The organism is Ahrensia sp. 13_GOM-1096m (genome assembly GCF_000620605.1).
In the GTDB taxonomy this organism is placed as follows: Bacteria; Pseudomonadota; Alphaproteobacteria; order Rhizobiales; family Rhizobiaceae; genus Ahrensia; species Ahrensia kielensis.
The window spans coordinates 98877-111936 of the sequence record NZ_JIAX01000014.1; the positions used below are offsets into that span (position 1 = coordinate 98877).

Annotated in this window: 16 protein-coding genes; 5 read left to right on the forward strand and 11 right to left on the reverse strand. The window is 48.6% G+C overall.

Going from position 1 to position 13060, the window contains the following annotated elements; all coding sequences use genetic code 11:
- Positions 1 to 9 precede the first annotated feature (9 nt).
- Complete coding sequence (locus tag N530_RS0112765; RefSeq protein WP_247869196.1) at positions 10 to 678, reverse strand: DUF599 domain-containing protein; 669 nt, start codon at positions 676 to 678, stop codon at positions 10 to 12.
- A gap of 91 nt (positions 679 to 769) precedes the next feature.
- Between N530_RS0112765 and N530_RS18705 the strand changes: the two genes are divergently transcribed.
- On the forward strand, positions 770 to 1384 hold the full coding sequence (locus N530_RS18705; protein ID WP_051540946.1) for a hypothetical protein: 615 nt from the start codon (positions 770 to 772) through the stop codon (positions 1382 to 1384).
- 14 nt (positions 1385 to 1398) lie between these two features.
- Here the strand turns inward: N530_RS18705 and N530_RS0112775 are convergent, their stop codons facing one another.
- The 7 genes from N530_RS0112775 to N530_RS19080 all read right to left on the reverse strand — a co-directional run bounded on the left by N530_RS0112775 (position 1399) and on the right by N530_RS19080 (position 9105).
- Positions 1399 to 1938, reverse strand: coding sequence for an adenine phosphoribosyltransferase (locus N530_RS0112775; protein ID WP_018690067.1), 540 nt, complete (start codon positions 1936 to 1938; stop codon positions 1399 to 1401).
- An 89-nt stretch (positions 1939 to 2027) separates the two neighbouring features.
- Positions 2028 to 2882, reverse strand: a complete 855-nt coding sequence (locus tag N530_RS0112780) for a cytochrome c1 (protein WP_026481003.1) — start codon at positions 2880 to 2882, stop codon at positions 2028 to 2030.
- Positions 2883 to 2907: 25 nt separating this feature from the next.
- Positions 2908 to 4218 carry a cytochrome b N-terminal domain-containing protein gene (locus N530_RS0112785; RefSeq protein ID WP_026481004.1) on the reverse strand — a complete coding sequence of 437 codons (1311 nt, stop codon included), beginning with the start codon at positions 4216 to 4218 and terminating at the stop codon, positions 2908 to 2910.
- Between the two features lie 12 nt (positions 4219 to 4230).
- Positions 4231 to 4785: a ubiquinol-cytochrome c reductase iron-sulfur subunit gene (petA, locus tag N530_RS0112790; RefSeq protein ID WP_018690070.1), complete on the reverse strand. Its 555-nt coding sequence runs from the start codon at positions 4783 to 4785 to the stop codon at positions 4231 to 4233.
- A 161-nt stretch (positions 4786 to 4946) separates the two neighbouring features.
- Positions 4947 to 6839, reverse strand: coding sequence for an ABC transporter ATP-binding protein (locus N530_RS0112795; RefSeq protein WP_026481005.1), 1893 nt, complete (start codon positions 6837 to 6839; stop codon positions 4947 to 4949).
- Between the two features lie 76 nt (positions 6840 to 6915).
- Entirely contained in the window at positions 6916 to 8787 is a 1872-nt protein-coding gene (locus N530_RS0112800; protein WP_026481006.1) for an ABC transporter ATP-binding protein, read from the reverse strand.
- A 9-nt stretch (positions 8788 to 8796) separates the two neighbouring features.
- Positions 8797 to 9105, reverse strand: coding sequence for a hypothetical protein (locus tag N530_RS19080; RefSeq protein WP_155851993.1), 309 nt, complete (start codon positions 9103 to 9105; stop codon positions 8797 to 8799).
- A gap of 266 nt (positions 9106 to 9371) precedes the next feature.
- Here N530_RS19080 and N530_RS0112810 point away from each other — a divergent pair, with 266 nt between their 5' ends.
- Positions 9372 to 9839, forward strand: a complete 468-nt coding sequence (locus tag N530_RS0112810; protein WP_018690074.1) for a tRNA (cytidine(34)-2'-O)-methyltransferase — start codon at positions 9372 to 9374, stop codon at positions 9837 to 9839.
- On the opposite strand, the gene N530_RS0112815 is transcribed toward N530_RS0112810, so the two are convergent.
- Entirely contained in the window at positions 9836 to 10225 is a 390-nt protein-coding gene (locus tag N530_RS0112815) for a VOC family protein (protein ID WP_026481007.1), read from the reverse strand. The two genes, N530_RS0112810 and N530_RS0112815, sit on opposite strands and share 4 nt — an antisense overlap.
- Positions 10226 to 10295: 70 nt before the next feature.
- On the opposite strand from N530_RS0112815, the gene soxR reads away from it, so the two are divergent.
- The gene (soxR, locus tag N530_RS0112820; protein WP_026481008.1) at positions 10296 to 10766 is read left to right on the forward strand and encodes a redox-sensitive transcriptional activator SoxR; all 471 of its coding nucleotides are present in this window, start codon (positions 10296 to 10298) and stop codon (positions 10764 to 10766) included.
- Here the strand turns inward: soxR and N530_RS0112825 are convergent.
- Together N530_RS0112825 and N530_RS0112830 are read right to left on the reverse strand one after the other, a co-directional pair.
- Complete coding sequence (locus N530_RS0112825) at positions 10763 to 11200, reverse strand: GNAT family N-acetyltransferase (RefSeq protein WP_026481009.1); 438 nt, start codon at positions 11198 to 11200, stop codon at positions 10763 to 10765. The genes soxR and N530_RS0112825 overlap by 4 nt on opposite strands.
- A gap of 14 nt (positions 11201 to 11214) precedes the next feature.
- Positions 11215 to 11397, reverse strand: coding sequence for a hypothetical protein (locus N530_RS0112830; protein WP_245555224.1), 183 nt, complete (start codon positions 11395 to 11397; stop codon positions 11215 to 11217).
- 244 nt (positions 11398 to 11641) lie between these two features.
- On the opposite strand from N530_RS0112830, the gene hemF reads away from it, so the two are divergent.
- Together hemF and N530_RS0112845 are read left to right on the forward strand one after the other, a co-directional pair.
- Complete coding sequence (hemF, locus tag N530_RS0112840) at positions 11642 to 12556, forward strand: oxygen-dependent coproporphyrinogen oxidase (RefSeq protein WP_018690079.1); 915 nt, start codon at positions 11642 to 11644, stop codon at positions 12554 to 12556.
- Positions 12557 to 12586: 30 nt separating this feature from the next.
- The gene (locus N530_RS0112845) at positions 12587 to 13051 is read left to right on the forward strand and encodes an MOSC domain-containing protein (RefSeq protein WP_035267126.1); all 465 of its coding nucleotides are present in this window, start codon (positions 12587 to 12589) and stop codon (positions 13049 to 13051) included.
- Positions 13052 to 13060 lie beyond the last annotated feature (9 nt).

The window sequence follows — 13060 nt, forward strand, 5'->3', positions numbered from 1 at the left end:
GAGTAATCCCTATTCGCTATCTTTAAGAACGCGCCGCGCAGCTGAAAAATAGTTGCGGCGCGTTAAAACGCCAATCACAAATAAGGTGGATCCAAACAGCATCCACGGATTGATGAACCAGCCAAGATAAGCCAGTGCGAAAAAGATACCGCGCAACCCTGCTGTAAAATGGCGGCTGGCGATAATGTTCATTTCAGCAGCTTCGAGGGCTGCTTTTTTTCTTACCTCAAGCGGCGCTCTATCGACCATCGGAACGCTGCCGATTAAAATCGAACAATAGTTAAAAAGCCTGTGCGACCATCCGAATTTGAAGAATGAATAAACAAAAATAAACGTCAGCCCAAAGACTTTTAGCTCGAACAATTCTCTTGGGATTTCGGTTTCCACTGGTAGGTCGCGGTATATTTCCAAAACCTGATCCGTTGCGCCCAGAAGCGCAAAACAACCACCAATTGCCAAGATACTGGCCGATCCAAAATAAGCCGCGCCATTTTGCAAGCTCTGCATGATCTGCGTATCAATCATCCGCAAATCACGGGACGCCATTTCCAGCATCCATTCACGCCGCCGCCGCGCCATCAGCATCGACAAGGAGTGATTGCGCAGGAATGAATGATCATTCACAATTTCAAATAAAAACCAAGCGGCGGCAAAAAAGCCAAACGCAATCCAATCCATTTGTGATACCGAAAACATCATGAATATTTATTGGCAGATTTTTTCACCGCTGCACAGATGCAATACCCGTTTGGGGAGGAATTAAACTGCCATGATGACACAGACCCACACTTTAGTGGCCGCATGCCTGTTTGCACGCCCTGAGCGCCCTGCCCGTCAAAACCTTGCCATATTGATCGGCAGCTTCTTGCCTGATGCAGCCATCTACATATTGTTCATCTGGTCGAAATTCGCACAAATTCCAGAAAACCTACTTTGGCGCGATCTTTACTTCTCCGAGCCAATGCTAACTTTCACAGCCATTGGAAACTCATTCCCACTTTACTATGTGATCTTGTTGATTGCCATTATGTGGGCAAAGCGAAGCACAACAGAAGAAGATTACGGAAAACTTGCGCTGGGCAGCACATTAGGGCTGCTTGCATTGGCTGCAATGACGCATCTGGCTGGTGATCTGCCTGTCCACGCAAAAGACGCCCATCCACATTTCTGGCCCTTGACCGGCTGGCGTTTCCACTCACCGGTCAGCTATTGGGATAAAAATCATTATGGCGGCATATTTTCTCTGATAGAAGTAGCACTAGGCGTGGTTCTCTCCATCATTATTTACCGCCGCTTCAAACAGCTGTGGGTGCGGCTTTTAGCAGTGCTGGCACTGTTTACCTATGTTGCAGTACCTGCATATTTTCAAATGATGATGGGATAGATCAGATGAAGACCTTAATGGCCTTCATACTCAATCAATGTACGCACCGGAACGCCAAGCGCTTCGATTTTCTTGCGCCCGCCAAGATCCGGTAAATCAATCACGAAACAAGCAGCCACAACATCGGCGCCCATCTGTTGCAAGAGCTTCGTAGCAGCTTCAGCAGTACCGCCTGTGGCAATAAGATCGTCAACTAAAATGACCTTCTGGCCCGGCTTAACCGCATCACGGTGCATCTCCATCTCGTCCACGCCATATTCAAGGCTATAGGCGATCTGCACTTTGTCATAAGGCAGCTTGCCCTTCTTGCGGATAGGAATGAAGCCAGCGGATAATTGGTGTGCCATTGCGCCGCCAAGAATGAAACCACGTGCTTCAATGCCCGCAATCTGGTCCATCTTTGTGCCGACATAAGGATAGACAAGCGCATCGACAGCTAAGCGAAAGGCTTTGGCATCGCCCAACAGCGTTGTGATATCACGGAACATGATACCCGGCTTTGGGTAATCAGGAATATCGCGAATAGAGGCTTTAAGTGCTTTATTCAAATCCATAATAATTCCACTTATTTCCTGTTGTTGGGCTTAAACCAAGGACAAAGAAAAGGGCGCCGCAGCGCCCTCGTCATACAATTTATAAGAGCTTAGTGCTCTAGCTTTGCATAGATCTGCTTCTTTGTAAGATACAGGAACACGGCAAAGATAAGAAGGAAGATAATCACTTTGAAACCAAGTGATTTACGCTCTTCTAGCTTTGGCTCTGCAGCCCACATCATGAAGGCAGAAACGTCCCTAGCCATCTGATCGACAGTTGCTGGCGTACCATCATCATAAGAAACGATGTCTTCTGATAGAGGCGCTGCCATCGCAAGCGATGCGCCACCAATATAATACGGGTTGTAGTGAGTACCTTCAGCAACGTGTGCGCCTTCTGGTGCTTCACCATCTTCAGGGTAACCGGTCAACAATGAGTAGATGTAATCCGGACCGTTTTCCGCATATTGCGTAAAGACGTCAAAAACGAATGTTGGAAAGCCGCGCTCAACCGCACGGGCTTTCGCTAGGAGCGAAAAGTCTGGTGGGTAAGCACCGCCATTGGCCGCAACAGATGCTTCGCGGTTCGGATAAGGACCAGTGAAATGATCCGCACCAGTGCCTAGACGTGTGAACATTTCGCCGTCAGCATTTGGCCCATCAGTGATGTCATATTCTGCAGCGATTGCTTTGATCTGACCTTCTGAATAACCCAAATCTTCCAATGAGCGGAATGCAACGCGGTTCATTGAATGACATGCTGCACAAACTTCACGGTACACTTTGAAGCCGCGTTGAAGCTGACCTTTATCATAAGTACCGAAAGGACCAGCAAATGACCAATCCTGTTCGCGTGGCTTGTTCAACGGATATTCGCTGGCAGCAAAGGCACCGGTCGCAGCAACAGACAGGCCGAGCGTTGCGGCAACAACGATAGCACTGATTTTTGCAAACATAGTTTTCATATTTCTATTCCAGTTTCTCTTTGCTTCAGGCTTTGTTGTCAGTTGATGCAGCAGCAACTTGCGCTGCGCCACCGCTTCGCTTGGACGACTTTGCAAGCACAGCTTCTGTAATTGAATTTGGCACACGGCGCGGCGTTTCAATAAGACCGAGCAGCGGCAAAATCACAATGAAGAAACCGAAATAGTAAAGCGTCGAAAGCTGAGCCAAGAAAGTGTAAACACCTTCCGCAGGTTTCGCACCAAGCCATCCCAAGAAGATCGCATTGACCACGAATAGCCAGAAGAACACTTTGTACCAAGGGCGGTACACAGCAGAACGTACTTTTGATGTATCAAGCCAAGGCATCACGAACAGAACCGCGATAGAACCAAACATCGCCAAAACGCCGAGAAGCTTGGATGTTAACGGTCCAATATCAAACGTAATCGCACGCAAGATCGCGTAGAACGGCAAGAAGTACCATTCAGGAACAATATGCGACGGTGTTACAAGCGGGTTCGCTTCAATGTAGTTATCCGCATGGCCAAGGAAGTTTGGCATGTAGAAAACGAAGTAAGCAAAGAACAAGAAGAACACGATCAATGCGAACGCATCTTTGATTGTTGCAAATGGTGTAAACGGAACCGTGTCTGTTTTAGACTTGATCTCAACACCAGTTGGGTTTGTCTGGCCTGTTACATGAAGTGCCCAAACGTGGAGAACCACAACACCAGCAATCATAAATGGCAACAAATAGTGCAATGAGAAGAAACGGTTAAGCGTTGGATTATCAACCGCAAAGCCGCCCAAAAGAAGCTGCTGAATTGGCTCACCAACAACTGGGAAGGCTGTAAAGAAGCCTGTGATCACAGTCGCGCCCCAGAAAGACATCTGTCCCCAAGGAAGAACGTAGCCCATAAACGCAGTCGCCATCATCAAGAGGAAGATGATACAGCCCAAAATCCAGAGCAATTCGCGTGGCTCTTTATATGAGCCGTAATACATGCCGCGGAAAATGTGCAGGAACACAGCAGCAAAGAAAAACGATGCGCCATTGGCATGCATATAACGCAAAAGCCAACCATTGTTCACATCACGCATGATGTGCTCAACGGATGTAAAAGCGCCAACAGTTGAACCATTATAGTGCATTGCAAGCACAACGCCGGTCAAAATCTGCAGAACCAACATAATCGAAAGCATGCCACCAAATGTGTAGGCATAGTTCAAATTACGTGGAACGGGATAGGCAACAAATGAATCATACATAAGACGCGGCAAAGGCAAGCGCGCGTCCATCCATTTTCCAAGGCCCGTTGTAGGCTGGTAAGTACCATGATGTTCTAAAGTGCTCATGTGCTCTTGCTCCTACGCCTGGTCTGTGCCGATCACGAGGTTTGTAGCGCTCGTGAAGACATATGGTGGAAGTGGAAGGTTTGTGGCAGCCGGTCCACGTAGGATACGGCCAGTCATATCAAACACTGAACCGTGGCAAGGACAGTTCCAGCCCTCTGGTTTTGTGTCGATAACTTTAGGAACGCAGCCAAGGTGAGTACAGTTTGCTGAAACGATAACCCAGTCTTTAACTTCTTCGCCGCCAAGACGTGTTTCGATTGGCGCGAATTCCTTCATGTCGCCTTCGCCAAGCTCGCTGGCTGAAGCAATTTCGTCTTCGGTAAGACGACGAACGAAGTAAGGTTTACCGCGCCATGTCACTGTGATGGCCTGACCAGGTTCAACAGCTTCAAGGTTAACATCAATTGGTTGACCGGCAGCCAATACGGCAGCATCTGGTCTCATCTGGTCAATAAATGGCCAAGCAACTGAAGCTGCACCAATTACACCCAACATGCCTGTCGCAACATAGATAAAGTCGCGTCGTGTTGGCAGTTCTTCGTTTTCGGTTGTCGTCGTGTCACTCACGTCAGACGTCCTTTCCTGCAAAAAATTTCGCTGACCTCCGCAAGACACACTTGTGGCGGGTCAATTTGTGGCTTCATTATGGCTAAATCGGGCGATTGTCCAGAGGCCACAACCATATGATGGCACTATGTCGCGGTAGAAATTAGCACTATTAACAAGGTTTAGCCTGCTGTTTCGTCAACAGCAATAAATCCACCTGACTGACGTGCCCAAAGACGGGCATAAAGCCCCTGCTTTTCCTGCAAAAGCGCATCATGCGTGCCCATTTGCACAATTTGCCCGCCATCAAGCACAATAAGTCGGTCCATTTGAGAAATAGTGGATAGCCTGTGTGCAATTGCCAGAACAGTTTTGTCCTGCATCAGTCTGCCTAAATTTTCTTGGATTGCTGCCTCAATTTCAGAATCAAGCGCAGAGGTCGCCTCATCCAAGATCAAAACAGGCGCATCTTTAAGCATCACGCGCGCAATGGCGATTCGCTGGCGCTGCCCGCCCGAAAGCTTGATACCGCGCTCACCTACATGGGCATTAAAGCCTTTGCGCCCGCGTGGATCACGTGCATCAAGAATAAAGTCATAGGCTTTAGCGCGCTGCGCTGCTTCTTCTATTTGCGCGCGCGATGCACCGTCATGGCCATAGGCAATATTATCGGCAAGGGAGCGGTGCAGTAGCGCAGGATCTTGGCTCACAACTCCAAACTGCGCGCGCAAGCTTGCCTGTGTAACGTCTTGAATATCGTGATCATCAATCAGCACGCGCCCCGTTTCCGGCTCAAACAAACGCAATAGCAACGAAATGAGCGTGGATTTCCCCGCACCGGACGGGCCAACAATACCGACTTTTTCGCCAGCCTTAATATCAAGATCGAGCGTGCGGAACAAAGTCGTGTCAGACTTATCATAATTGAACGTTACATTTTCAAACCGGATACGCCCCTTAACAGGCGACAAAACAAGTGCGTTCGGCTTATCGGAAATTTTCGGGTCAACTGAAATTGTCTCAACCGCATCCTGAACAGTCGAGTATGCGCGGATAAGCCCGTTAATGTTGAACATCATCCAGCCCGACATCTGGTTCAGTCTGAAGACCAAACCCATCGTTGCCGCGATTGCGCCTGTCGTAATCGTGCCGTTCATCCAACCCATGACAGCAATTACGCCCACCGCGCTCATCATAATACCGTTGAGGATTGCTACAGACATACGAACCAGTGTGATCACACGCGTCATATGGGTGACAGACCCCATATAATTACCAATCGCGGTCTTCACATCGGAATGTTCGCGGTCGCCCGTGTCAAACAATTTAACGGTCAAAATATTGGTGAATATATCGACCAAGCGGCCATTTAAAACGGCACTCTCATTGGCGTTGTTTTTACCAGCAGCACGCAAACGCGGCAGCAAGTAACGCACAATCATCACATAGCCAACGAACCAAACAGCAACGACAACACCCATCCACGCATCAAGTGCTGCCAGCACACCTGCCGTCAGAACAATGAAAGTCATAAATGACCAAAGGCTTTGCAGCGAGGTGACAATAAAATCGCCAACCGATTGCCCTGCCTGCAATATTTTGGTCGCAATACGCCCTGCAAAATCATCTTGATAAAATGCATAGGGCTGCTGAATAACACGCCTAAACGATTGCCAGCGCACCATTGTATAAAAGCGCGGCACGATCACTTGTTGCTCGACAACCGCCGCAGCAATCATCACAGCCGCCCGCACCACCAAAATTAAGAACAGCATAAATGCCAGTTCAATCCCGTGATCAATTAGTAATGTAGCAGGTGTGGCAGAATCCAAAACATCAATCAGATAACCAACGCCCCAATATAAGGAGGCCTCGACAGCGCCCATCAATGCGCCAACAACAAGCATAAGGATGAACGGGCCTTTTGCTTGCGCTGCAAAATAGCCAATAAACCCCCATGCGGTTTTAGGCAGAACTTTACGGTCCGTATCTTCAAATGGTTCGATGAAACGCTCGAAACGGTTCCAAAACGGATGGTCCGCATTATGAAATTTAGGGTCCGGTTCGGTTCTCATATGGCGGGTCAAATCATAGCCTTGTCATAATCTAAAGCCCGCCCCGAGAAATCGGGACAGGTATTTCTAACGAGAATTATTCTGCTTCGACATCATCGTCTAGCCCAAGATCGTCTAACCCAAGAAAGCCGCCAGACTGACGCGCCCATAGCTGCGAATACAAACCGTTCGACGTTGAAAGCTGCTCATGAGAGCCTTCCTCAATCACCGCACCTTGATCAAGCACGACAAGCCGATCAAGGCTTGCAATCGTTGAAAGACGGTGCGCAATTGCAATCACGGTCTTGCCTTCCATAAGAGCATTCAAGCTTTCTTGAATGGCTGATTCCACTTCTGAATCGAGCGCTGATGTCGCTTCATCCAACACCAATATAGGCGCGTTTTTAACAAACACACGGGCAATCGCAATACGCTGGCGCTGACCACCAGATAGCTTTACCCCTCGTTCGCCCACATGTGCGTCATAGCCAGTGCGCCCCTGCAGATCGACAAGATCCAGAATGTAATCATGCGCATTGGCACGTTTTGCAGCCTGAATAATGTCTTCTTCGCTCGCATCAGGACGGCCATAAGCAATATTATCGCGGATAGAGCGGTGCAGCAGCGATGTATCCTGCGTCACCACACCAATCTGCTCACGCAGACTTTCCTGACTAACATCAGCAATGTTCTGGCCATCAATGCGCACTTCACCGCCTTCAATATCATAAAGGCGCAGCAACACATTCATTAGTGTTGATTTGCCAGCGCCCGAGCGCCCAACAAGACCAATTTTTTCGCCCGGCGCAACCGAAAGGCTAAGTTCCTCAATAACGCCGCCATCCTTGCCGTAGTTGAACTTGATCTTGTCAAAATCAATAGCACCACCTGTTACCGTCAAAGCTTTAGCCTTCGCTTTGTCATTCACATCAACAGGCTTTGACAGCATCTTCATGCCATCTTCTGCCATGCCAATATTTTCAAACAGGCCAGCAAGTTCCCACATGAACCAATGCGACAAGCCTTCAAGACGCATAACAAGACCAACGCCAACAGCAATCGTGCCTACGGTGGCATTGCCCGCCTGCCAAGAAAGCAGCCCCACAGCGCCAACAGAAAAAAGCAAGAAGGCGTTGGCAATATCCAGACCCATATTGAGCTTGGTGGCCAAACGCATTTGTGGATGGACCGTATTCAAAAACTCGTTCATTGACGCTTTAGCGTAATCTTGCTCACCACTACTATGAGCAAACAATTTCACTGTGAGTATGTTTGTGTAGCTGTCTACAATCCGGCCTGTCATTGTGGACCGTGCATTGGATTGCAGTTCGGATATATGCCGCATTTTTGGCAGGAAATAAGCTAATAGAGCGATATAAAAACAAACCCACCCGATAAATGGCAGCATCAACGCCATATCCAAGCTACCGACAAGAATGAGCGCGCCACCGAAATAAACAACGACATAGACGAACACGTCAATTATTTTGGCCACCGTTTCACGCACACCAAGCGCCGTTTGCATAACTTTTGTTGCCACACGCCCTGCAAACTCATCTTGGTAGAAACCATAGCTTTGGCCCAGCATATAACGGTGCGCCCGCCAACGTATCCGCATCGGAAAGTTGCCGAAGATTGTCTGGTGTAAAAGCATGATGTTAAGCGCACCAAGCGCTGGCAAGAATACGATAACAACAGCGCCCATCCAGAAAAGCGACCAAAACTCGTCTTGGAAAAAAGTCTCGCGATTAGCTGTAGCAAGCCAATCAACAACCTCGCCCAAAAAGCCAAAGATGACGACCTGCAACACCGCAATGAGCGACGTCAAAATTGAAATAAGGATCAACCACCGCCAGATCCCTTGCGTATAATGCAGGCAAAATGCCAGCAAGCGATCCGGCGGTTGCTGAGGTGTATCTTGCGGGAAAGGGTCGACCCGTTTTTCGAACCAATTAAATAGAATATTCATTTGAGAACCTTAATAATATAAGCATGGTCGAAAAGGCGAAGGCACAAGGCCCCTTTCCACTATTTCGAAATGACGTTGTCTTTCTAACAAGCATAAATCCGGCTCGGCTGAACGCTTCTGCATATCAGCCTGTATGCGCTGGCGAACTTCTGGCTCAGGGATTGAATAATAAATACTGACACCAAGCGCGGTAAGCAACGCCAATAAAGCTAAGAAAGTTTTGAATTGAGCAGAACGATTAATTTCCGGCAAAAACCTGAAGGAAAATATTCTCTTAACATTTGGGATGTGCAAAAGCACGAAATCTTGAATAGACATGACCGTAAAATCCGTTTGGAAACAAACCGGCGGTCAAACAACAAAAATTAAGTGCTAAAACCGCGTGCTAGAAGGAGACCACATGGGTGCAGACTCGGAGATCTGAACGATGTGAAATGCCGACTGAAGTAGGCGTATGTATAAGAACTGTGAACATAGAACTCTCCTTCGTGGCTCGTGTTACGGTGCGTGTCTGATACTACCTCCATTTAAAATCCTCAAGTAAAAATCGACGGCAATACAATACAAGTTAGAAAGTGCGACAAATGAGCAACAACAACCCATCCTGCCATATCGCATTGTACCAGCCCGACATTGCAGGCAATACCGGCACGATATTACGTCTTGCAGCGTGCATAGGCGCGGCAGTTCATATCATCGAACCGGCAGGTTTTGATCTTTCAGATCGCAATTTAAAACGTGCAGGCATGGACTATCTTGAAATGGCAAGTCTGACCCGTCACCTTGATTGGGATGCCTTTTCCCTTTGGCGAAAAGAGCAACAGATGCGATTGGTTTTACTCACCACCAAAACGGATGTCAGCTACACCGACTTCAAATTCACCAAAGATGATATCCTCTTATTTGGTCGTGAAAGCGCTGGCGTTCCAGATCATGTGCGTGACCAGTGCGATCAGCGCCTGACCATAAAAATGCGCGAAGGGGCACGTAGCTTGAACCTCGCTCTATCTGTTGCAATGGTGGCAGGCGAAGCAGTGCGCCAACAAACTTAATCATAGCGCACAACTTCAAACTCAATGCCGTTTTCGTCATCGAAGTAAAACCGCTCGCCTGGCTCATAATCTGCATGATTATAGGGCTTATAGCCCATGGATTTAACTTTTTCCTCGACAACTTTAAGGTCATCAACAACGATGCCAACATGGTTGAGATGGCCAGATCGCGCTTTATTAATATCAGCAACTTGCGCACCTTGCGCAGGCGAATAAACAGCCAAATAGCTTGTATCACTTCCGACATGGACACTGAGGCCGCCATTGAGTGCTGGCCCCTGCCATCTGATTTTCCAACCAAATAATTTGCAAAGCATTGCTGCGGTTTCACTTGCATCGGGAACTGTGAAATTGACGTGCTCTAGTGAGGCGTGATGTGTAGGCATAATAATTCCTTTCCTTGTTCATAAATACAAACTACTTTCTCAAGTGCACTTGAGATCAAGAGTTATTTTTATGAAATCCAAAAAAAGAAAATTCGTGACTTTATCGATTGGAGAAGTCGCTGAACGCACAGGTATAAAAGTATCGGCAGTTCGCTTTTATGAGGACGAAGGCCTGATACAGGCCATCCGCAGCGAAGGCGGCAATAGACGGTTTATGCGCTCAGAAATCCGCAAAGTGTCTTTCATCTCCATTGCCCAGCGCTTGGGCTTTACGTTAAGCGAAATTAGGGGCGAACTTGAAAAACTGCCCGATGACCGCGCACCGAATAAAAAAGACTGGGAGCAGATAAGCCGCAGTTTTCGCACCGTTTTAGACGAGCGGATCGCGATGATGGAACGCCTGCGCGATAGGCTGGATGGATGTATTGGCTGCGGCTGCCTATCACTTCAAAAGTGCAAGCTCTATAATCAGGACGATTGGGCGGCTCACTCCGGCTTTGGGCCGCGCTGGGTGATCGAACCGCGAAAAAGCGCGGATTAAATCGCCCGTTTCATGTCACGGTGCTGTATGCCAGCATCCATATATTCATCCGAGCACACCTCAAAACCAAGCTGCGCATAAAAGCCAATTGCGCTGACCTGACTTGATAGGAAAAATACTTTACCCGCCGCATCATCGCGTTTGGCCAGATCGTCCATCATAAAACGCATCAGCTCTGCGCCAAGGCCAGTGCCGCGCGCAGATTTCATCACGGCAACACGCTGAAATTTGAACTTAGCTGCCTGCGGCATCACCCGTGCAGTCGCAACGATTTTGCCATTTAATGCGCCCAAATAATGCAGGCACTCATCTTCAAGCCCGTCCCGCTCCAGATCAGCAGGTACATTTTGCTCGCCGATAAAAACGCTTTCGCGAATAGCCATAGACGCTGCAAAATCAGCTGCGCTTGTCGCGCGGCGGCACGTAATCTTCATTTTTATCTCTATATTTAATCAGCGCTGGGCAGCCGTCGCATGGTAAACTCAACAACATCCCCGTCCAGCAGACGCCAACTTTCAACTTGTGTCCAATAGGCCGCTTTAGGGTATTCTGTGAACCATTTTCTTGCTGTTATGCGCGCAGCAGCACGGGGCTGGCGATATGTTTCACGCACGAAAGTGGATTTTTCCATTCGGGCACGGCTCTGAGCCAAATTTGCCGAAAATCGTTCTCTGGGTATCTTGGGCGGTGCCATCATATCCCCTTTACACACAACTAAACGCGATTCTTTCAAGAAAATGTTAACCATAAATCTGGTGTTTGACCAGATGAATCTCAAAGCGCAGCTTTTCGCCGCACAAGCTTGCCCTAAAGCAGACTTGGCAAATCACGCGTCGGGGTTTAGCAAGAAACCAGAATATCAGGGGATGGGTTAGATGGTTGAACGACCAACGCTGCCGGCAGGATTGCCAGCCGACATAGAAGAAAAAAAGACACTTGCTGAAAACTGGTTTCAGAGTTTGCGCGATAAAATATGCGCAGATTACGAGAAACTTGAAGATGAGCTCACAGGGCCTTTTTCAGAATATGCGCCGGGCCGTTTTAAACAAGAGCCTTGGCTGCGCGATGAAGGCAAAGGCGGCGGCGGCACCATGTCGATGATGAATGGCCGTGTCTTTGAAAAAGTCGGCGTGCACACATCATCGGTTTATGGCGAGTTCTCACCAGAATTTCGCAAGCAAATTCCAGGCGCAGAAGAAGACCCAACATTCTGGGCGTCTGGCATATCCTTGATTGCACATCCGCAAAACCCAAATGTGCCAGCCGTTCATATGAACACACGCATGGTGGTGACATCCTCATGGTGGTTTGGCGGCGGGGCGGACTTAACGCCGGTTCTTGACCGCAGGCGCACGCAGGAAGACCCTGATTCTGTCGCCTTTCACAAATCCTTCGAACTGGCATGCAGCAAACATAAAGTTGCCGACTATCCGTTCTTTAAAAACTGGTGCGATGAATATTTTTATTTGCCACACCGCGACGAGCCACGCGGCATAGGCGGCATTTTCTGCGACTGGCGTCATTCAAGCGACGAAGATGGTGGCTGGGATGCCGATTTTGCAATGATAAAAGACATCGGCCGCACCTTTGCAGTTGTTTATCCTCATCTTGTGCGCAAAAACTTCAACACGCCGTGGACAGATGCAGACCGCGAAGAGCAGCTTATTCGCCGTGGCCGCTATGTTGAGTTTAATCTCTTGCATGACCGCGGCACAATTTTCGGGCTTAAAACCGGCGGCAATGTAAACAGCATCCTATCGTCCATGCCACCTGCGGTTAAGTGGCCATAGATTGATATGAGTATTGCGGGCAGATACTCTATGGCAGAGCTGCTTGCGCAGTTTCCGCGCGCTGGCACGATTGAATGGATCGGCGTGCGGCCTGTGCGGCGTCAGCCTATGCGCATCTTGCAAGAAGCTGAGATCAAAGATTTTGGCTTGGTTGGCGATCACCGCACAAAAGCTGGCAAACGCGCTGTCACCCTTATTCAGGCTGAACATTTACCCGTTATCGCAAGCCTTGTTGGACGCGGCGAAATAGACCCTGCCCTTTTGCGCCGCAATGTCGTTGTTTCCGGTATCAATGTGCTTGGCCTTAAAGACCGCACATTCAAACTTGGCACAGCCACACTGCAAGGCAAAGGATTATGCGCACCATGCAGCCGCATGGAAGATGAATTTGGCATTGGCGGCTATAACGCCATGCGCGGCCATGGCGGCATTATCGCGACCGTCATTGAAGAAGGCGCGATACGCCTTGGCGACAAATTAGAATTTATCGCCTAACGCAATTGA